15 protein-coding genes and 2 tRNA genes are annotated in these 20,541 nt (G+C 70.9%); 5 read left to right on the forward strand and 12 right to left on the reverse strand.

Features of this window, described 5'->3' with window-relative positions; all coding sequences use genetic code 11:
• Together OG738_RS02060 and OG738_RS02065 are read right to left on the reverse strand one after the other, a co-directional pair.
• Nucleotides 1-1,161 carry an exonuclease SbcCD subunit D gene (locus OG738_RS02060; RefSeq protein WP_329050736.1) on the reverse strand — a complete coding sequence of 387 codons (1,161 nt, stop codon included), beginning with the start codon at nt 1,159-1,161 and terminating at the stop codon, nt 1-3.
• A 34-nt stretch (nt 1,162-1,195) separates the two neighbouring features.
• Nucleotides 1,196-2,938: an ATP-binding protein gene (locus tag OG738_RS02065; RefSeq protein WP_329050738.1), complete on the reverse strand. Its 1,743-nt coding sequence runs from the start codon at nt 2,936-2,938 to the stop codon at nt 1,196-1,198.
• 640 nt (nt 2,939-3,578) lie between these two features.
• Between OG738_RS02065 and OG738_RS02070 the strand changes: the two genes are divergently transcribed.
• The 3 genes from OG738_RS02070 to OG738_RS02080 all read left to right on the forward strand — a co-directional run bounded on the left by OG738_RS02070 (nt 3,579) and on the right by OG738_RS02080 (nt 5,681).
• Nucleotides 3,579-4,241: an HU family DNA-binding protein gene (locus OG738_RS02070; RefSeq protein ID WP_329050740.1), complete on the forward strand. Its 663-nt coding sequence runs from the start codon at nt 3,579-3,581 to the stop codon at nt 4,239-4,241.
• A 631-nt stretch (nt 4,242-4,872) separates the two neighbouring features.
• Nucleotides 4,873-5,064 (forward strand): hypothetical protein, encoded by a 192-nt coding sequence (locus tag OG738_RS02075; protein ID WP_329050741.1) that lies wholly within the window; start codon nt 4,873-4,875, stop codon nt 5,062-5,064.
• Nucleotides 5,065-5,270: 206 nt separating this feature from the next.
• A complete protein-coding gene (locus OG738_RS02080) occupies nt 5,271-5,681 on the forward strand; it encodes a histone-like nucleoid-structuring protein Lsr2 (RefSeq protein ID WP_329050742.1) in 411 nt (136 codons plus the stop codon).
• A 368-nt stretch (nt 5,682-6,049) separates the two neighbouring features.
• Here the strand turns inward: OG738_RS02080 and OG738_RS02085 are convergent, their stop codons facing one another.
• Entirely contained in the window at nt 6,050-6,739 is a 690-nt protein-coding gene (locus tag OG738_RS02085; RefSeq protein ID WP_329050744.1) for an HU family DNA-binding protein, read from the reverse strand.
• Nucleotides 6,740-7,498: 759 nt separating this feature from the next.
• Here OG738_RS02085 and OG738_RS02090 point away from each other — a divergent pair.
• A complete protein-coding gene (locus OG738_RS02090) occupies nt 7,499-7,903 on the forward strand; it encodes a histone-like nucleoid-structuring protein Lsr2 (RefSeq protein ID WP_329050745.1) in 405 nt (134 codons plus the stop codon).
• A gap of 64 nt (nt 7,904-7,967) precedes the next feature.
• On the opposite strand, the gene OG738_RS02095 is transcribed toward OG738_RS02090, so the two are convergent.
• The 7 genes from OG738_RS02095 to gltX form a co-directional block, all read right to left on the reverse strand.
• Nucleotides 7,968-8,948, reverse strand: a complete 981-nt coding sequence (locus OG738_RS02095) for a hypothetical protein (RefSeq protein ID WP_329050747.1) — start codon at nt 8,946-8,948, stop codon at nt 7,968-7,970.
• Entirely contained in the window at nt 8,948-10,225 is a 1,278-nt protein-coding gene (locus tag OG738_RS02100) for a hypothetical protein (RefSeq protein WP_329050749.1), read from the reverse strand. The genes OG738_RS02095 and OG738_RS02100 overlap by 1 nt, the downstream gene beginning before the upstream one ends.
• Nucleotides 10,210-13,857 carry a tetratricopeptide repeat protein gene (locus OG738_RS02105; protein WP_329050751.1) on the reverse strand — a complete coding sequence of 1,216 codons (3,648 nt, stop codon included), beginning with the start codon at nt 13,855-13,857 and terminating at the stop codon, nt 10,210-10,212. Before OG738_RS02105 ends, OG738_RS02100 begins: the two co-directional genes overlap by 16 nt.
• 212 nt (nt 13,858-14,069) lie before the next feature.
• Nucleotides 14,070-14,145, reverse strand: a tRNA-Glu gene (locus OG738_RS02110).
• 101 nt (nt 14,146-14,246) lie between these two features.
• Nucleotides 14,247-14,318 (reverse strand) — tRNA-Gln (locus OG738_RS02115).
• Between the two features lie 50 nt (nt 14,319-14,368).
• Nucleotides 14,369-15,103: an HAD family hydrolase gene (locus tag OG738_RS02120; RefSeq protein ID WP_442875925.1), complete on the reverse strand. Its 735-nt coding sequence runs from the start codon at nt 15,101-15,103 to the stop codon at nt 14,369-14,371.
• A gap of 202 nt (nt 15,104-15,305) precedes the next feature.
• A complete protein-coding gene (gltX, locus tag OG738_RS02125) occupies nt 15,306-16,784 on the reverse strand; it encodes a glutamate--tRNA ligase (protein WP_329050755.1) in 1,479 nt (492 codons plus the stop codon).
• Nucleotides 16,785-16,888: 104 nt separating this feature from the next.
• Here gltX and OG738_RS02130 point away from each other — a divergent pair, with 104 nt between their 5' ends.
• On the forward strand, nt 16,889-18,130 hold the full coding sequence (locus tag OG738_RS02130) for an FAD-dependent oxidoreductase (protein WP_329050757.1): 1,242 nt from the start codon (nt 16,889-16,891) through the stop codon (nt 18,128-18,130).
• Here the strand turns inward: OG738_RS02130 and OG738_RS02135 are convergent.
• Both OG738_RS02135 and cimA read right to left on the reverse strand, forming a co-directional pair.
• Nucleotides 18,127-18,897, reverse strand: a complete 771-nt coding sequence (locus OG738_RS02135) for a fumarylacetoacetate hydrolase family protein (RefSeq protein ID WP_329050758.1) — start codon at nt 18,895-18,897, stop codon at nt 18,127-18,129. The two genes, OG738_RS02130 and OG738_RS02135, sit on opposite strands and share 4 nt — an antisense overlap.
• A gap of 31 nt (nt 18,898-18,928) precedes the next feature.
• A complete protein-coding gene (cimA, locus tag OG738_RS02140; protein WP_329050760.1) occupies nt 18,929-20,533 on the reverse strand; it encodes a citramalate synthase in 1,605 nt (534 codons plus the stop codon).
• Nucleotides 20,534-20,541: the final 8 nt, after the last annotated feature.

Consider the following 20,541-nt stretch of genomic DNA (forward strand, 5'->3'; position numbering starts at 1 on the left):
TCACACCCCGCTCGTCTCTTCGTCGTGCAGCCGCGCGAAGAGCGACTGCACGCGCTTGTCGGCCACGGTCCGTTCTTCGCAGTAGGACGCGAACAGCTCCCCCGGCGAACGGTCCGCGACCGCGCGGTCGCCGCCCGCGGTCGTCACCGGGGCGGCGAACTCCGGGTCGATGCGGATTTCCAGGGCGTTCGGCAGGGCTTCCTGGATCTCCTCGCGCAGCCCGGCCCTGGTCGCTTCGCGGACGTAGACGCGGAGGTAGTCCTCGCCGAACTCCTCGGCGCGCCCGACGAGCTCCGCCACCGTGCCGTGGACGGTCCGCAGCCGCCGGCCCTTGGTCATCGGGATTTCGGTGATCTTCGCGGGCGTCGTCGGCGTGACCTCGACGGCCAGGACCACGCTCTTGTTGTCCTGCTCGCCGAAGTCCACCGCGAACGGCGAACCGCTGTAGTGCACCGGGCACGCGGCGGGCAGGGATTGCCGCCGGTGCAGGTGGCCGAGCGCGACGTAGTGCGGGTCGGCGCCGAACGCCGTCGCGGGCACGTGGTACTCGAAGATGGACTGCGCCGCGCGCTCGCCGCCGCCCATCGTCCCGCCGGTCACCGTCAGGTGCGCCATCACGAGGTTCACCGCGCCGGCCGAGAACCCGGACTTGAGGTGCTCCAGGATGTCGCGCACGCGCTGGTCGTACTCGCCGACGTGGTCCGCCGGCGTCCCGGCGAGCAGCTCGGCGGCGCGGACCGCGTAGCGCTGGGAAAGGAACGGCAGCACGGCGACGTTGACGCGCTCGCCGGTCGATCGCGCGTCGAACGACACGACGCCGCCGTCGGCGACCGGCCGCGGGTTCCCGGTGAGGTGGATGCCCGCTTTGCGCAGGAGCGGCCGGTACGCCTCGAACGTCGCCGCGTGGTCGTGGTTCCCGGCGATCGCGACGACCTCGGCGCCGGTGTCGCGCAACGCCATCAGCGCCTGGACCACGAGCTCCTGCGCGGCGGCCGACGGCGCCGACGTCTCGTAGAGGTCGCCCGCGACGAGGATCGCGTCGAACACCTCGTCCCGCGCGATCCGGACGATCTCGCCGAGCACGGCGCGCTGCTCGTCCAGGCGGTTGCGGCCCTTGAGCGTCTTGCCGACGTGCCAGTCGGAGGTGTGCAGGAACTTCACGCGGCTTCCTTCCGTTGCGCAGATCGGGAGCGGCTCAGAACGGCGGCGGGTCGTCGCCGAACGGGTCGCTGCTTCCCGTGGGCAGGCCGGCGAAGGGATCGGACTTCTTCGACGACGCTGTGGTCGTGGGCACCTTCCCGGCCTCGGAAAGCCGCGTGGCCCAGGCCGGGAACGGGAAGCCGACGGCGATCGGCACCGGGATCTCCGGCTGGCTCACGAACATCGTGCCGGGCGTGGCGAGCGTCGCGCGGACCCGCTGGCTAGTCGGGAGGAAGCCGTACTCGGGGCGCGAAGCTTCGGCGGCGTCGAGGCGCCCGACGATCCGCACCGAGCTGTTGCTGACGATCCGGCGTTCCACCTCGGACGCGGTCTGCTGCGCGCCGATGAGGATGACGCCGAGGGACCGCCCGCGCTCGGCGATGTCCAGCAGCACCTCCTTGATGGGGCTGCTGCCTTCGCGCGGCGCGTACTTGTTCAGCTCGTCCAGCATGGTGAACAGGAGGCCGCCGGGGCCGGCCGCTTCCTTGCGCGCGGTCTCGGCGGCGAGCGTGACACCGACGACGAACCGCTGCGCGCGCTCGACGAGGTTGTGGATGTCCACGACGGTCACCTGCTGGTTCTCCGTCGACAGCTTGCGCGCCGAGTGGTCGGTGAGGTCGCCGCGGATGAGGCCGTTGAGCGCGCGCTGGCTGGAGCGCAGGCGGCGGATGAACGCGTTGACCGTGCCCGCGCCGGTGACCGCGCCCGCCCAGCTCGCGCGGGTTTCCTCGTCGGTGACGCGCTCGCAGATCACGTCGACCAACTCGGCGTAGGTGCGGCACAGGACGCCGTCGACGTTCGCGGCGCCGTCCTTGCCCGCGGGAGTGCTGTCGAGGCGCAACCGGTTCGCGACCTGGTGGATGACCATCGTGTACTGGTTGCGCTCGTCCTCGGCGTCGGCGAAGACGTAGGGCAGCAGGTCCTGCGCGCAGAACTCCGCGATGGTCCACCAGAAGGCGCCGACCCCGGAGGTCCGCCCGGTGACGTAAGGCTTCCCGGTCGTGTCCGACGGCGTCGGCGGCGCGTAGAAGCCGACGGACGCGAAGGGCTCCGCGGGCAGGCCGAGCTTGGCGTACTCGGCCTTGAGCTGCTCGTCGAGGTGGACGTTCGGCGTGTCGAGGAACAGCAGGTCCTCGCCCTTGACCGAGAAGACGAGGGCCTTGGCGTTGTGGGCGTTCGGCAGGGCGCCGCCGCGGAAGATCGAGTGCAGCAGGAACAACGCGAACGACGTCTTGGTGGCCACGCCGGAGACGCCGCTGATGCTGACGTGCGCGCCGCGGGTGCCGTCGAGGAAGTCCATGTTGAGGTAGACGGGTTCGCCGTCGCGCCCGAGGCCGACCGCCACCTGGCGGGTCATGTTGTCGAAGTACAGCGCCTGCGCGCGATCCTCCCCCACGGCCCGCTGGACGACGGCACCCGGCCGCGGCGGCACGTAGCACTCGGGCTCGACGCGGGTGGTGGCGATCTCGGCGATCTCCTGCACCTGCGCGGGCAGGACGCCGTCGGAGATCAGGAAGACGTCGCTGCCGAAGCTGGCGCCCTCGTGCCGCGCGCTCACCTGCGTCACGACGCCGAAGGACGTGACTTCGCCGAGGCCGGGCAGTTCCCGCCGGGTCACGACGACGTCGTCGAGCTGCAGATAGGCATCCGGATCGATGGCCACGTGGAACTGCAGCGGCGTCGAGTCCTCGGTCCCGGCCACCCGGCCGACCACGGTGGTGAGCGTCTCCTGGTCCACGGTTCTCCCTGTCCGCCCGGGGCTTCCTCCCGCGGCAGACTAGCTCGCCGGACCGACAGTCCCGCGGCCAACACGGCGGTGCGCCGGCCGCGCGCCCGGACCACCGGGCTGGGCCGAACGAGTGAGTTCACCCTACGGGGAAGATCATTCCGGCTCCGGCGGAGCCGCCACCGCTTGCGCCGCAACGACCTCGCCGCCGTTCCGGAGAGGTCGCTCCGGGCGCCCCGGGCGTTACCGCCTTGGCCCCACGGCGAAGCGGCGCCGCCGGGCCTCCCGGGCGCCGCGGCGACGGGTCCGGGATCCCCCGCCGCTGCGCGGGATCGGCTCGGGTGGCCTCGGCCACCCTCCGGGAGGCCGCTCCCCCGGCGTGTCGCGGAAAAAGTCTCCCGGAGGGCCCCGGGTCCTATATGGACGACCACTGTGGACGGCTCCGGTACCGGGTTTTGCCTGCTCAGGGCCATGGTCGAAGTTCGGCCCCCATTCCGGGGCCGGTCGCACGAAGGTCGCTCGGGAGGCGGAACCAGCGCCCTCGCAAGGAAATATTTCGACCCCCGGTTGGATTTTGTGCGGTATTGGTAATACCGTGTGCAGTGTCGGCCGAGATGGGCCGTGACTAGTAGTTCCACTATGGAGGACTGGAATGACGAACAAGGCCCAGCTGATCGAGGCGCTGTCGGAGCGTCTGGGCGACAAGAAGGTGGCTTCGCAGGCCGTGGACGGTCTGGTGGACATCATCATCCGGACGGTCAACAAGGGCGAAAAGGTCAACATCACCGGCTTCGGGGTGTTCGAGAAGCGCGCTCGCGCCGCTCGCACCGCCCGGAACCCGCGCACCGGTGAGGCCGTGCGCGTGAAGAAGACCAACGTGCCCGCGTTCCGTGCCGGGACCACGTTCAAGGACGTCATCTCCGGCTCGAAGAAGCTCCCGAAGGCGACCCCGGTCAAGCGCGCCACCGCGGCCACCGCCACGCGGGCGACGGCCACCAAGGCCGCTGCCGCGGCTCCGGCCAAGGCCACCACGGCCCGCACCACCCGGGCGGCCGCGGCCAAGCCGGCCACGACGCGTTCGACCACCACGCGCACGCGGGCGACCGCGGCGAAGCCGGCCGCGAAGGCCACCGCGACCAAGGCGACCGCCACGAAGGCGGCCCCGAAGACCGCGGCCAAGGCGACCACCGCCAAGGCCACCACCACGCGGGCGAAGGCCACCGCCAAGCCGGCCGCGACCAAGACCGCCGCGGCGAAGAAGCCGGCCGCTGCCAAGGCCCCGGCCAAGCGCACGTCGGCTGCCAAGAAGAAGTAACACCGGCTTCACCGGAAGGGCCCCGCACCAGAGGTTGGTGCGGGGCCCTTCGGCGTTCCCCGGGCCCGGAAACGGCGTTCACCGGGCGAGTGGCGGGTGTTCGCCCGGGATGCGAGGTTGGGTGCGGGGTCCCTTCGGCGTTCGAGGGGTCGCGGAGCACTCTGTCCGGCCGGGACGCAAGGTTGGCACGAGGCCCTTCAGCGGTCCCGGGAACGGCGTTCGAGGGGCGGCGGGCGTGCGGCCCGGGACGCGAGGTTGGCGCGGAGCCCCTTCAACGTCCCCGGGAACGGCGTTCAGGCCGACCGCCCGGCCGTGCGGGGCCCTTCGGCGTTCGAGGGGCCCCGCAGCACGCCATCCGGGCGGGGACACGCGGAACCGGTCCCGGCAGCCCTTCCCCGGCCCCCAGCGACCGCAGGAGCGCCGCGGCGGGCGCCCCGCCCAGCCAAGCCCGTACAGGACGCTCCAGCCGTCTGCGCCGACCTCAGCGCCTCCGCGGAATCGAGCGAAACCAAGCCGCCGGTTCCCGGAATGGTCGCGCCGAAGAAACGATCACCGCCCCGACGGTTGCGTTCCCGCCCCGCCGGGTAGCCGCCGGGGAAGGAATTGCCCGAACACCCGGCGAGGAGTCGTGATGGCGGAGAACGAGAAGCAGGACGGTCCCGACGCGGAGCTCGCCCGCTCCCGGCAGCACATTCAGGAAGCCAAGGAAGCCGCCGCGAAAGCGGACCTCTCGGACCCCGCCGAAGGGGACGCCGACGAAGCGCTGGAGACGGACCCGCCCTACCACCACGGCGAACAGGGCTCGACGCCGTCCGGAACGTAGGGCGGGACAAGGCGGACCACCGCGTCGGCGCTCCACAGTGGAACCGGCGCGGTACGTCCATTCAGGACACCCGAATCGCGGGAAGCCGCCGGGAAATTGCCGTACCGATCCCCGGGTGGATACACTCCACCCAAGAACGTCGGTCATTGTGCAACTTGTCACACGTCACGTTCCCCGGACGCACATCCAGCTTGAGGAGCATTCCCGTGGCCCAGAAAGTCCTCGTCGAGATCCTGGACGACATCGACGGCAGCACCGCCGCCCAGACCGTTCAGTTCGGCCTCGACGGCGTCACCTACGAAATCGACCTTTCGGACGGCAACGCCTCCGCCCTCCGTGACGAGCTCGCCCGCTACATCGCGGCCGGCCGGCGCGTCGGCGGCCGCAAGGTCCGCGTCGCGACGGGCCAGTCGACCACGACCAGCACGACCGACCGCGAGCGCAACCAGCAGATCCGCGCCTGGGCGAACGCGAACGGCTACGAGGTCTCCGAGCGCGGCCGCCTGTCGTCCGAGGTGATCGCGGCGTACGAGCAGGCCCAGGTGACCGAGCCCGAAGCCCCGGCGGCCCCGCGCAAGCGCGCACCCCGCAAGAAGGTCGCTGCCGCCAAGAAGTGACGGCGGTGCCGCCCGGATCACTGGGGAGGGCAAGGCACACGGCCCGTCGGCGGCAGGGACGAACGGCCCTCGCCGCCGACGGAGGCCACCACCGCGGGTCCCCGGCCCGCGGACCACGGCCACCGGGGCACTGAGCGCCGAGGAGCCGATCCCGGATCAAGGCACCAGGCCCGCCCTGGATTTCCCTCCAGGAACGCTAAAGACCGACGTTCGCCTTGATCGGCCACGCTCCGGTCAGGGCCGCAGGAATGGCACGGACACGCCCGGACGATCCCAGCAGCACAAGGGCCGAACACGTGCCGCGGCCGGGGAACGCCGAAGGGCCCCGCACCAACCTCTGGTGCGGGGCCCTTCCGGTGAAACGGACGTTACTTCTTCTTGGCGGCCGACGTGCGCTTGGCCGGGGCCTTGGCAGCGGCCGGCTTCTTCGCCGCGGCGGTCTTGGTCGCGGCCGGCTTGGCGGCGGCGGCCTTCGCCCGCGTGGTGGTCGCCTTGGCCGTGGTGGCCTTGGCCGTGGTGGCCTTGGCCGCGGTGGTCTTCGCCGCGGCCTGCGGGGCCGCCTTCGGAGCGGTCGCCTTGGTGGCGGTGGCCTTCGCGGCCGGTTTCGCCGCGGTGGCGCGGGTCCGGGTCGCCGTGGCCGGCTTGGCCGCCGCCGCGCGGGTCGCGGTGGCCCGCGTGCTGGTGGCCTTGGCCGGCGCCGCCGCCTTGGTGGTGGTCGCGCGGGTGGTCGTCGACGCCGCGGTGGCGCGCTTGACCGGCGTGGCCTTGGGCAGCTTCTTGGAACCGGAGATGACGTCCTTGAACGTCGTGCCGGCGCGGAACGCGGGCACGTTGGTCTTCTTGACCTTCACGGCCTCACCGGTGCGCGGGTTGCGGGCGGTGCGAGCGGCGCGGGCGCGCTTCTCGAAGACGCCGAAGCCGGTGATGTTGACCTTTTCGCCCTTGTTGACCGTCCGGATGATGATGTCCACCAGACCGTCCACGGCCTGCGCAGCCACCTTCTTGTCATCGCCCAGACGCTCCGACAGCGCCTCGATCAGCTGGGCCTTGTTCGTCATTCCAGTCCTCCATGTGAAAACCCGAGAGTCAGGCCCATCTCCGGCCGACGTCACACAGAGTATTACCAGGACGGCCGAAAATCCAAACACGGGTGACTGAGAACTCTGTTGTGTCGCCGAAGAAGTCGGCACTCGAATCCCCGCCCCCGCCCGCCCGCTCAGCACGTACAGCCACGAGGCCGCCACTGACCTGGGGTTTTCCTGACCGGAATGCTTCCTGTCCATATAGGACAACCTCGCCGATCGCACAATTGTTCGACTTGGGGCCGCAGGAAACCCAAGCAGTCCAACGAAGTAGCGGGGGCCGCCCGGCACCCAGCCCGCCGCGCCGCGCCTCCCACGCCGCCAATGACGGCCGGCCCGATCCCGATTTCGACCGTGCCGTTTTCGCGGCTGCCCGATGTACGCCGACCGCCCGGACCTTCGACCGGAATTCGAACCATCACGGCGAACACGGCCCCGAACGGACCGGAAACCGGATTGACGAGCACCCCGCCGGACGCAATGGCCGGACGATCCGGCACGTGCAACTTGCACATCCGCGGTGCTCCTTGCCGCTGTTCGCGGCTTCGCGGTGACTTCTCCTCCCGGCCGCCCGCGTTTCCTCGAAGGCCCGTGCCGCGGCGGCGGATTTGCTGCCGACCGGGCAGATATCTCGCCAAACCGACCGGTATGGATATACTCCACAGTGGAGCACCACATTCGCGCGCTCGGTCACCATCGCCACATTACTGGTATATACCGTTTCAAGGAGCAGGAATGGCCCAGAAGGTCCTCGTCGAGATGCTCGACGACATCGACGGCACCCTCGCCGCCCACACCGTCCCGTTCTCCCTCGACGGCGTCATGTACGAGATCGACCTCTCCGACGAAAACGCCGCCTCCCTGCGTGAGGAGCTCGCCCGCTACATCGCCGCCGGGCGCCGGACCGGTGGCCGCAAGGTCCGGGTCGCGACCGGCCAGGCGACGACCAGCTCCACCGATCGTGAGCGCAACCAGCAGATCCGCGCCTGGGCGAACGCGAACGGCTACGAGGTCTCCGAGCGCGGCCGCCTCTCCTCCGAGGTGATCGCCGCGTACGAAGCGGCTCAGGCGGCGGAAGCCGAGGCACCGGCTCCGCGCAAGCGTTCCCCGCGCAAGAAGGTCGCCGCCGTCAAGAAGTGACGGCCGGTGGCCGGGCGGAACATCCCGTCGGCGGCGAGGACACCCTCGTCGCCGACGGCTTCGCTCACCGGGCGAGCTCGGCCAGCGACAGGAGCAGGTGGGCTGACTCGGGGTACCAGATGTCCGAGTGCGCTCCGGCCGGGCTCCACCAGCGTCCCCGCCGGAAGCGCCAGCCGGCTTCGACGTTCACGATCCGCCGGTCCAGCTCGGACCGGCGGTACGCGGTCTCGACGCGGTGCAACGCGGTTTCGGTGACGTGTTCCGCCGGGGCCAGCACACCGACGTGCCCGATCCCCCGCACGCCTTCCGCCAGCCGGTGGCAGAACCCGGTGGCGTGGTCCGCCCGCGAACGGGTCACCACGATCGGTCCATTGATCGGCGCGTCCCGCAGCATCGGCGCGAAGCGCCCGGCGAAGATGTCCGGCCGGGCCGCCATCTGGAACACCAGCAGGGAATCCACCGTGTAGGGATAGCGCGGGTCCGCGCGGTCCCACCCGAGCACGGGCGGCCCGCTTCCCGCCGCCGCCTGCACGCCCTCGACGACGAACCGGCCGCCGAACGAATGTCCCACGCAGTGCAGGTACTGGCCGGTGACGGTCCGGAGACTGGGTGGTCCTCCCGGCAGCGTCCGCTCGGCGTTGAGGTAGCCCAGCAACTGGCCGAGTGCTTCGGCGGCCCGGCCGTCGGTCGTCATCGCGTGCGCGCGGTCCCTGATCCGCCGGTACCCCGTGAGGAACGGGTTGCTCATCGACGGCCAGCGGACGATCACGTAGAAGCCCTGCCAGGAACCCAGGCCCGGGTAGGCTTCCGGGCGGCTTCCGTAGCGGTCCTCGACCAACCCGAAGAACTGCCGCGCACGGCGATCCGCCGCCGCGCGCGTGGTGCGCCAGCCGTGCACGAACACGACGATGTCCGTCGCTTCTTCAGGCACCGCGAGCCAGGCGGACAGGAACTGCGGGACGGCTTCCGGCGGCACCGGTGCGCCGGTGCCGGGATCCAGGAAGTCACCGTGGTCGTCGAGGTCGAGGATCACCGGTGCCGTCATCACGGTCCTTCTTGCCACAGGTGGACGTCGATCCCGCGGTACAGCGAGAACATCAGGCCGAGCGGGTTGGCGTACTCGTCGGCGAAGAGACGCGCGAGGGAGCGGACGATGTCGCCGAGCTTGCCGCCCGCGTCGAGGAACTCGCTGAACAGCCGCCTCGAATACTCGCAGGCGAAGGCCGGCGGCAGGTCGATCTGGGGACCGATCAGGCACCGGCCGCCGTTGCCGAGCAGGATCCGGCCGAACGCGGCGTAGAAGGCCGAGCACACCTGGCCGCCCTGACAGGCGCCGACGTAGACGAACGGGCGGGTCGGCAGCGGTGCGCCCACGAGCCAGGACTCGATCTCGGTGCCGTAGATCCGCTCGCCGTCGCCGAGCTTGAGGTAGGGGTGCTCGACCAGCCCGCTCGCCCCGGAAACCTTTCCGTGGCAGCCGAAGTAGGTGACGTGGTCCCCGAAGTCCCGGCTGCGGAAGTCCGCCGACAGCCGCCTCTTGTCCTCACGGATCACCACTTCGGCCCGGCCGTGGAAGAAGTCCAGGGTGGGCGCGATGTAGGGCGTCTTCGGGAACTGGCGGTCGACCCCGTGGTCGACGTTGAGGCCGACGACGACCTTCTTCCCCGCGACGGTGATGCGGGCGTCGAAATCGTCGACCCGGGTGAACGTGTGCTCGATGACGTGCCGGTAACCCCAGAAGCCGCCGAGTCCCCAGCTGTCTTCGTCGGGGTACTCGTCCGGCTGGTCCGGCCGGGCGTAGAGCATTCCCCACGGCACGATCAGGCTGTCGGATTCGATGCTGATGACGTTCTCGCCGCCCGCGAGCGCCGACTCGAGCAGCGCGCGGATCCGCCGCAGCCCGGGATCCGGTCCCCCGAACAGCAGCCGGTAGGTGCTGTGCCCCGCCTGTGCCAGCGCGGGTCCCGCGCGCCGGAGCAGGTCCGGGCGGCCCGAGAGGTCCCACGCGTCGGCGAACGGGTGGGACCTCGCGCCGACGTCCGGCCGCTCTTCGTACGCGACGACGTGGCGCTGCCAGGCGTCGCGAAGCACGTCGATGCTGGAGTTGAGGACGGAAAGGCCGCGCTCCAGCCGCCCCTGGTACCCGCCGCCGCCGTCGTCGGGGAACGCGCTGCCCCACGCCTGGACGAGGAACCCTTGGTCTGCGGGCAGTTCGACGAACCGCAGGCTGACCGTGCGCGCCCGGTTGTAGGGCGGCACGGTCACCCGGCGCAGTCCGTCGGTGTTGTCGAGGGTGACTTCGGCGATCAGGTTCCGGGCCACGAAGGCACCTCCGTGCGTTCCACCGGCAACGTCGCGGCGACTTCCATGAGCAGGTGGCTGTCGAAGTCCCGGTAGATCCGGAACACCAGCCGCAGCTCCCCGGGTTCGGCCGGGACGACGTCGAACTCGACTGGCCGCATCAGCCGGTCGGTCGTCAGCGACGCGATCCGGTTCACCGGCTCGACCACGCCCGGCATCGCGTCGAGGAGCACCCGGACGCGAACAGCCTCCGGAAGGGGCTCGAGCCGTTCGGTGCGCCACACCGCCACCGAGACACGCGCTGCGGCACCCACCACCACCGGGCCGTCGGACAGGCACCGGACATCGGCCCGGAGCACCGGCGGCACCGGCACGACCGGTGGCGCGCGCAGGGGTTCCTGCAGCACGCCGGTTGTTTCGACGGCCGCCGCGGACGCGACCGAAGGCACGAACTGCACGGAAGTGCGGACGGCGGTGGCGATCCCCGAGCCGACGAGCTCGGGTTCCCGCAGGGGCACGGAAAGCCGCTCGGAGAGGTGGTCCCACTCGTCCCGGCGGCGGTCGTCCGGCGACTGCCGGAAGCTGACGAGCCCGTTCTCGGCGTCGACGATGTCCACCAGCTTGCTCAGCCGCTGGAGAACGGCGTCGTTCCGCTGCTCCGCGGCCATGGCCACGGCCGCGCCCAGCGCGTCGAGCGCCTCACCCGCGTCACCCGACCGGTAGGCGGACAGTGCGGCCTCGACCGCTTCCGTGAGGGTGGCGTGCCCGGTGTAAGCCGCGACAGCTCGTTCGGACCGGCCGGACTTGGCGGTCTCGGTGGTCCAGTGCGCCAAGACCCGCCGCACCGGCGAGCGGACGCCGTCCCGCTCGACGTCGATCTCGGCCACCACGACGTCTTCGCCGAGCCGTCCCCGCCGGGCCGCGGTGAACCGCAGCAGGTACTCCCACGTCTGCGCTTCGTCCCCGGTACCCAGCCGGAAGGTGGCCTCCGGACCGGGGGCGACGTCGATCTCGGCCGCCGTCGGCGCCACTTGCCGGATCGACTCCAGCCGGTGGCCGGGCAGCGTCCGCACGCGCAACGTGAACGCGCGGCCGGAAACCGAGACGACCACAGGCAAGTCGTCGCGGTGCGTGGCCAGGTACTTGTTCTGGCTCAGGACGACCTCGGGGCTGGTCGCCGGACGGGGAGCGGAACCGAAGTCCCACACCCGATGAGCACGCTCCAGCAGCCCTTGCCAGAGGGTTTTCGGCTTCCTCTTTGCCGCGGCACGGTAGATGTGGCGCAACCGGAGACGGAGTTCGCGTTCCTCCGGCACCTGGGCCGGGCGCCGCGGCTGCGCCAGGCGGAGCGCCGTCTCGAGGACGATGGCCGTGAGCCGGTCGAGCTCTTCGCCGTACAGGCCGACGCGCGGCAACCGCTCCAGCGCGGCCGCGACCTCGTCCGGACTCGGCAGGTCCGCTTCGGCGGACCGGCGGGCGGCGAGCGCAAGAACGGCGGCGGCCCTGGCCTCGGTCACGTGCGCGGCATCGTCGGGGACGTCGTCCAGGACGGCGGCCGCGCCGACGCGGTCGCCTACCGCCAGCCGCGTCCGCGCCAAGCCGAACGCCGCCGCGATTTCCCGCCGGTCCCGCGCCCAGACCGCGTCGTAGTAGCGCGCCGCGTCGCCGCCGGAACCCCGCAGTTCGGCGCAGAGTCCCAGGGCCAGCCACACCGCCGGCTCCCCGGGAACCGTGGCCGCGCAACGCCGGAAAGCCGGCTCCGCGCGGTCGACGGCCGCCGCGGTCAGCTCGGCCAGGCCGTCGCGCCATCCGGCCAGGACGTGGCCCGCCCGCTCGGGCCGCGGGCCGGGCAGCGCCGCCGCCACGCCGGCCGGCTCCGGTGGGAGGTCGCCGCGGACCAGCGGGCCGGTCGCCGGTTCACTCCAGTCCGCCCAGTCCGGGAGGCGCAGCCCGCCCGGCAGGACGTCCGCCGGACCGGTGAAGACCGTGGACGTCACCGGCCGCGGCACCCGGTCGCGCAGCGCCAGCAGCTGCCGCAGGACCCCTTCCAGCTGCTCGGCCATCTCCCGCGCACTGTCGAACCGGTCGGCGCGATCGGCCAGCGCCCGCGCGATCAGCGCTTCCAGCGCCTCGATCCCGACCCCGGCCGTGTGCTCACACGAGCGCAGCAGATCGGAGAGGGTGCGGCCGACCGCGTAGAGGTCGGAGCGGACCGAGACGCCGTACCGCCGCAGTTCCTCACGATCGGGCTGGTAGCCCGGCGTGCCGATGATCACGCTCGTCCGGTCGTCGAGCCGCCGGACCGCGCCGAGATCGATGAGCTTGACGCGGTCGCCGACCTGCATCACGTTGTCGGGCTTCATGTCGCCGTACAGCAGCCCCTGCTCGTGCAGGTATCCGACGGCGTCGAGGATCTGCAGCCCGTACGCGGCGACGTGCTCGGGTCGCAGGCGCCGGGCCTGGCGCATCACCGACCGCAAGGAGAACCCGTGCACGTATTCCATGACCAGGTAGCTGTCGGTGCGGCCGGTCGCCGGGTCCACGTGGTCGACGAATCCGAGGGTGCGCACGAGGTTCGGGTGATCCAGCAGCGGCAGCAGGTCGCGCTGCCCCGCGGCCAATCGCTCGACGCCCGGGTCGGCGCCGGCGAACAGGCCCTTGAGCACCACGAGGTCGCCGGTGATCTCGTCACGGCCGAGGTGGATCCAGCTGAAGCCGCCGCGGGACAGGCAGCCGAGCACGGTGTAGCGGCCGTCCACCACGTCGCCGGCCTTCAGGCCGGGCAAGAAGTCGAACGGCGTACCGCAGTTCGGGCAGTAGCCGCGGTTCCGCCCGGCCGGCTCGCCCCGGCTCCGGCCGACGGCGTGCCCGCACCGCGAGCAGAACCGCCGTTCCTCGGGCATCGACGGATCGTCGAGCAGGGCCTCCTGCGGGTCGGGCAACGCCCCCTTCGGCAAGGACACCCGCAAGTCGTCCCGGTCGGCGGCGGGCAGGCCGCCCGCGTGCACCACCAGCCGGTCGAGGCTGTCGTCCAGCGCCGACGAAGCGGCGACCCACTGCCGCACCTGCGGGAGGTACCGGACGATCACGTCCGTCGGGATCATCCAGGCCACGCCACCGGGCCGGAGAACCGTGACCATGATGCCGAGCGGCCGCCCGGTCGCGTCGTCGATCACCGGGCAGCCGGAAAACCCCGCGCCGATCCGCGCGTCCGGGTCGGTGAGCTGGATCCACTCGCCGCCGGGCCCGGCGGGTCCGGCGAGCCGGGCCCGCACCCAGATCCCGTACTCGACGCCCTGCGGGAAGCCGTAGACGCGGACCGCTCGGTCCCACGGCGACGAGTCGCGGCGCAGCAACGTCCCGAGCCCGGTTTCGACGGGCTCGGGCAGTTCCAGGAGAGCCAGGTCGCCCCGCCCGAACTCGTCGGGCGGCACCCAGCCGCCGCGCGCGACCCGCGCGGACATCGGGGAAGTACGAGGCGATTCCAGGAAGTCGACGTCGACCGCCGCGTCCGGGCCCGGTGCCGAGCCGACCACGTGGGAGCAGGTGAGGACGTGCCGGTCGCCGAGCAACACGCCGCCGCCCACGAGAACGCCGTTGGCCCGGTACACCCGCGCCCGCCACGGCATCCGCCCCAGCTCCGCCTCCTCCACGAAAACCGACCCTACTCGTGTCGATCGGGTGACGGGGAGTGTTCGCGTACGCCGGTGCCGAACCGGCTCGCGCGGGCACGAGCGCGCCGCGGGCGGGGTGTCCGAGAAGGACGATCCTGACCGCGGTCCGACCGGGATCCCGAGTCGATCAGCCCTCAGTGACCGCAAAAGCCCGCCTGACCTGAGTCAGACGGGCTTCGGGTGATTACTGCTGGTACCCCCGATGGGATTCGAACCCACGCTACCGGCGTGAGAGGCCGGCGTCCTAGGCCGCTAGACGACGGGGGCATAGGATCTTTCCCTGGTTTCCCAGGGGCTTTTCTGTTTTCTTGCTGGAGAGAACTTACCAGAGGCGATTTCTCGCTCCGCAAGGGGGTCACTCTCCGCAGCTGGGGTACCAGGACTCGAACCTAGACTAACTGGACCAGAACCAGTCGTGCTGCCAATTACACCATACCCCAGTGAGGTACCGTTCCGGCCTGGCCGGTTCAGCACCGCACGAGGAGAAATACTAGAGCACGCCGTTCCCGACGGTGAACGCGGGGGTGCCAGTGCCGCGCTGGATCGGGACGCCGATCGTCGCGTACTCCGAAACCAGCAGCTCAGGCAACTCGGCCAGGCCGGCCACCCGGTGCACGCCCTCGGGGGCGCGCTCGGCGATGGTGTCGCGGTCGAGCCAGACCGCGCCGAGGCCGGCGTCGCGGGCGCCGATCGCGTCGGTGTCCAGCTTGTCGCCGACGTGGACGGCTTGGGCGGGTGCGCAGCCCAGGCCGAGGCAGACCGTGTGGAACATCACCGGATCGGGTTTCGCCACCCCGAGCTCGCCGGCGATGGCGACGTGATCGAAGAACGGCGCCAGCCCGAGGTCGGCGATCTTCTTGCGCTGGTGGACACCCGAAGCGTTGGTCACGGCCGCCAGCATCAGCCCGGCGGCGCGCAACCACTCCAGGCAGTCGAGGACGTCGTCGAACAGCTGCCACGAATGGTCGAGCAGCTCTCTTCGGCGCCGCTCGAACGAACTCACCTGCTCCTCGTCGGCGAGGATGCCGATCTCCGCGAGGAAGCAGTCGGTGCGGCGCTGGTGCATCGTCGCGTAGTCGAGTTCACCGGCGACGACGAGCGCGACGTGCTCTTCGGTGATGACGTCCCACAACGGCCACAGGTCGCCCCGGCCGGTGAGGATGTGGAGGCTGCGGCGGATCGCGGCGGTGCAGTCGATCAAGGTGTCGTCGATGTCCAAGCACACCAGGCGCAGCTCCGGCGGCGCCCAGGGCTCGGGCGCCGCCTCGGCGGGGGCGGTTCGCGACGGGGTCCGGGGTGCCAGGGCGAAATCCACCCAGTGAGGCTAGGGCAACCGCAGCGTTCGCGACGCTGCCAAAGAGGTGATTGCCGATCCCCTGTTCCGGCGCACCGGCTCTACTCCCAGTTGGCGAACCGTCTTCTTTCGGTTATCCGGCCAATGCGCGGCGAAGTCGTCCCAACGAGACGTCGCGGCCGAGCAGTTCCATGGATTCGTACAGCGGCGGGGAAACGGTCCGGCCGGTGACCGCGACGCGAACCGGGGCGAAAGCCTTGCGGGGCTTGAGACCCAGACCGTCCACAAGGGCGTCCTTGAGCGCCTGCTCGATGGCCTCGGTCTCCCAGGACGGCAGCTTCTCGAGCGCCTCGACCGCTGCGGTGAGCACCGGCTGCGCGGCCTCGCCGAGGTTCTTCGCCGCCGCGTCCTCTTCCGGCGCGAACGCGTCTTCCGCAACAAAAAGGAAACGCACCATGGGCGCCGCGTCCGAAAGGACGGTGACGCGCTCCTGCACCAGCGGCGCGATCGCGGTCAACCGGGCCCGCTGCTGCTCGCTCGGCGATTCCGGAAGGACACCCGCGGTGACCAGATACGGGGTGACGCGCTTCACGAATTCGGCCGCGGGCAAGGCCCGCACGTGGGTGCCGTTGATCGCTTCGGCCTTCTTGAGGTCGAAGCGCGCCGGGTTGGCGCTGACCTTGGTGACGTCGAAGGCGGCGACCAGCTCCTCGACGCTGAAGACGTCGCGGTCGTCGGCGATCGACCAGCCGAGCAGGGCCAGGTAGTTGAGCAGGCCCTCGCGGATGAACCCGCGGTCGCGGTAGTTGAAGAGGTTCGACGACGGGTCGCGTTTGGACAGTTTCTTGTTGCCCTCGCCCATGACGTACGGCAGGTGGCCGAACTGCGGCGTGAACCCCGCGACGCCGATGCGCTCCAGCGCGGCGTAGAGCGCCAGCTGGCGGGGCGTCGACGGCAGCAGGTCCTCGCCGCGCAGCACGTGCGTGATCTTCATCAGCGCGTCGTCGACCGGGTTGGTCAGCGTGTACAGCGGCTCGCCGTTGGCGCGCACCAGGACCGGGTCCGGGATCGTGTTGGCCGGGAAGGTGATGTCGCCGCGCACCAGGTCGGTCCAGCCGAGGTCGGCGTCGGGCATGCGCAGGCGCAGCACGGGCGCGCGGCCCTCGGCGCGGTAGGCGGCGCGCTGCTCGTCGGTGAGGTCGCGGTCGAAGTTGTCGTAGCCCAGCTTCGGGTCCAGGCCGGCCGCCTTGCGCCGCGCCTCGACCTCTTCGTTGGTCGAGAACGCTTCGTACAGTTCGCCCGCTTCGAGGAGCTTCGCGGCGACGTCGGCGTAGATCGCTCGTCGCTCGCTCTGGCGGTACGGCCCGTACTCGCCGCCGGCCTCGGGGCCCTCGTCCCAGTCGATGCCGAGCCAGCGCAGCCCGTCGAGCAGCTGCTCGTAGGACTCCTGCGAATCGCGCGCGGCGTCGGTGTCTTCGATCCGGAACACCAGTTGCCCCTGGTTGTGCCGGGCGAAGGCCCAGTTGAACAGCGCCGTGCGGATCAGCCCGACGTGCGGGGTGCCGGTCGGCGAAGGACAGAAGCGCGCGCGAACCACCGATGTCTCACTCATAGCCCGATCAGCGTATCCGTCGCCGCATCGCTTGACGCCGGGGACCGGCCGGGTGCATCCTCGCTTTATTCAACAAGCGATGAATAGGTGGGGAGATGGTCGAGATGACTGAGCGCACGGGCTGCGTCGTCGTCGGTGGCGGGCCGGCCGGGATGGTCGCGGGGCTCCTGCTGGCGCGGGCCGGCGTCGAGGTGACGGTGCTGGAGAAGCACGCGGACTTCCTGCGCGACTTCCGCGGGGACACGGTCCACCCGTCGACGCTCACGCTGCTGGACGAGCTGGGCCTCGGCGAGAAGTTCCACGCGCTGCCGCACAGCGAACTGACTTCGGCCGGGTTCCCCCAGGAAAACGGCGAGCTGATGAAGCTGGCCGACTTCACCCGGCTGAAGGTCCCCCACCCGTACATCGCGATGGTGCCGCAGTGGGACTTCCTCGACCTGCTCGCCGAAAGCGCGCGCAAAGAGCCGACGTTCGTGCAGCGGATGGAGACCGAGTGCACCGGCCTGGTCCGCGAAAACGGCCGGGTCGCCGGCGTCACCTACCGCACCAGCGCCGGGGAAACCGGCGAAATCCGGGCCGACCTGGTGATCGCCGCCGACGGCCGGTGGTCGCTCGCCCGCCGCGAGGCCGGCCTGGTGCCGCACGAGTACGACTGCCCGTTCGACGTCTGGTGGTTCCGGCTCTCGCGCGGCGACGGTGAGGAAGGCGGCATGCTGCTGCCGAGGATGCGGGACCGCCGCTTCGCGGTGCCACTCCCCCGGCCGGACTTCTACCAGGTCGCCTACCTCGCGCCGAAGGGCGAAGACCTCCGAGAGCAGGGCATCGAGGCGTTCCGCGAGAACGTCACGGAGATCTGCCCCGAGTTCGCCGACCGCGTCGGCGAGCTGAAGACGATGGACGACGTCAAGTTCCTCGACGTGCGGCTGAACCTGCTGCGCAAGTGGCACGTCGACGGGCTGCTGTGCCTCGGCGACGCGGCGCACGCCATGTCGCCGATCGGCGGGGTCGGCATCAACCTCGCGGTGCAGGACGCGGTCGCGGCGGCGACGCTGCTGGCCGAGCCGCTGCGCCGGGGCCGCCCCACCGAAGCGGACCTGGCGAAGGTCCGCGCACGGCGGCTCGCGCCGACGGTGCTGGTGCAGGGACTGCAACGGCTGATGCACCGGACCGTCGTGCGCGGGGTGATGAGCGGCAAGCGCAACGGCCCGCCGATGCCGATGATCAAGGCGTTCGCGCGGTTCCCGCGGCTGTCGTACTTCCCGGCCCGGCTCCTGGGCCTGGGACTGCGGCCGGAGCACGCTCCGGCGTTCGCCCGGCGGCCGATGGAGCCGGTGTCCCGCGGCTAGAGGTTCTCGACCGGGTTGGTCAGGGTGCCGATGCCTTCGATGGTGATCGAGACGCTCTGGCCGCCCTCGATCGGGCCGACACCCTCGGGGGTGCCGGTGAGGATGACGTCGCCGGGCAGGAGCGTCATCACGCCGGAGACGAACTCGACCAGCTCGGGGATCTTGTGGACGAGGTCGGACGTGCGGCCGTCCTGCTTGAGCTCGCCGTCCACCTCGGCCCGGAGTGCCAGGTCGGACGCGTCGAGCGACGTCTCGATCCACGGCCCGAGCGGGCAGAACGTGTCGAAGCCCTTGGCGCGGCCCCACTGGCCGTCGGACTTCTGCAGGTCGCGCGCGCTGACGTCGTTCGCGATCGTGTAGCCGAGGATCACGCTCGCGGCGCGCGCGGCCGGCACGTTCTTCACCGGCTGCCCGATGACGACGGCCAGCTCACCCTCGAAGTCGACGCGGCCGACGTTCGAGGGACGCCGGATGGGCGCGTTCGGGCCGACGACCGTGGTGGACGGCTTGAGGAACAGCATCGGGGCGCTGGGCACCTCGTTGCCGAACTCGGCCGCGTGCTTGGCGTAGTTGCGGCCGACGGCGATCACCTTGGACGGCAGGATCGGCGCGAGCAGCCGGACGTCGGCCAGCGGCCACCGCTTGCCGGTGAAGTTGGGCTGGCCGAACGGGTGCTCGGCGATCTCCAGGACCTGGGCGTCGTCACCGTCCCCTTCGACCGAAGCGAACGCGACACCACCGGGATGAGCAATACGGGCTAGGCGCACGTTGTCAGTCTACGTGCGCCCCACCCGGGCTTCAGGCCACGGTGGTGCTCTTGTGGACGAGCGCGTCGCACAGGGCCAGCCAGCTGGCCTCGACGATGTTCCCGTGCACGCCGACGGTGGTCCATTCGCGTTCGCCGTCGGTGCTCTCGACCAGCACGCGCGTCACGGCGTCGGTGCCCGGGTGGCCCTGCAGGATGCGGACCTTGTAGTCGGCCAGGTCCACACTGTCCAACCAGGACAGGTGCGGGGACAGCGCCTTCCGCAGCGCGGCGTCGAGGGCGTGGACCGGGCCGATGCCCTCGGCGGTGGCGATGACGCGCTGGCCGCCGACGTGCACCTTGACCGTCGCCTCGGCCATGACCTCGCCGTCCGGCCGGTGGTCGAGCACCACGCGGTAGGACTCGAGCTCGAACGGCGCCTCGGCGGGCACGTCGGCCTCCTGCCGCAGCAGCAGCTCGAGGGAGGCGTCGGCGGCTTCGAAGGACCAGCCTTCGGCTTCGAGGCGCTTGACCTTGGTGATGGCGCTCGTCAGCGCTTCGGGCCGGCCGGCAAGGTCGACCCCGAGCTCACGTCCCTTGAGCTCGAGGCTGGCCCTGCCGGCCATCTCGGTGACCAGTACCCGCATGTCGTTGCCGACGGAAGCTGGATCGATGTGGTTGTACAGCAACGGATCCACCTTGATCGCGCTCGCGTGCAGTCCCGCCTTGTGAGCGAAAGCCGACGCCCCTACGTAGGCCTGGTGGGTGTAGGGGGCGAGGTTGGCGATTTCGGCAAGGGCATGAGAGACCCGGGTGAGCTCGGCGGCGCCTCCGGTCGGGAGGACCTCCATGCCGAGCTTGGTCACCAGGTTTCCCGTCACGGCGAAGAGGTCGGCGTTGCCGGCCCGCTCCCCGTAACCGTTGGCGGTGCACTGGACGTGCGTCGCGCCGGCCTGCACCGCGGCGACGGAGTTCGCCACGGCGCAGGAAGTGTCGTCCTGACAATGGATCCCGAGCCGGAACCCGGTCTTGTCCTTGACGGTCTTGACGGTCTCGGCGAGGCCGAGGGGAAGCTGGCCGCCGTTGGTGTCGCAGAGCACGAGGACGTCGGCGCCCGCGTGCGCGGCGGCGTCGAGGACCCGGAGCGAGGTCTCGGGCGAATACGCGTAGCCGTCGAAGAAGTGCTCGGCGTCGAGGAAGACCCGGCGACCTTCCTTGGTGAGGAATTCGACGGTGTCCTCGACCATGGCGCAGGCTTCGTCGACGTCCACGCGGAGCGCGCGTTCGATGTGGCGCAGGTCGGACTTGGCGACGAGCGTGATGACCGGAGCTTCGCTGTCGAGAAGGGCCCGCACCTGCGGATCGACGTCGGCAGTGGTGCCGGCCTTGCGCGTCGCCCCGAAGGCGACGAGGGCAGCGTGCTTGAGCTTCAGCTCGCCCTTCGCGGCGCGGGCGAAGAATTCCGTGTCCTTGGGGAGGGCACCGGGCCAGCCGCCTTCGACGAACCCGACGCCCAGCTCGTCCAGCAGCCGCGCGACGGCGAGCTTGTCCTGGACGGAGTAGGAGATGCCCTCACGCTGCGCACCGTCGCGCAGGGTCGTGTCGTAGAGGTGGAAGGCATCGCCGAGCGGGGTATCGGCGGGCTCCTGGCGGGTCACGGTCTTCT

The sequence above is a fragment of the Amycolatopsis sp. NBC_01488 genome, assembly GCF_036227105.1.
Lineage (GTDB): Bacteria > Actinomycetota > Actinomycetes > Mycobacteriales > Pseudonocardiaceae > Amycolatopsis.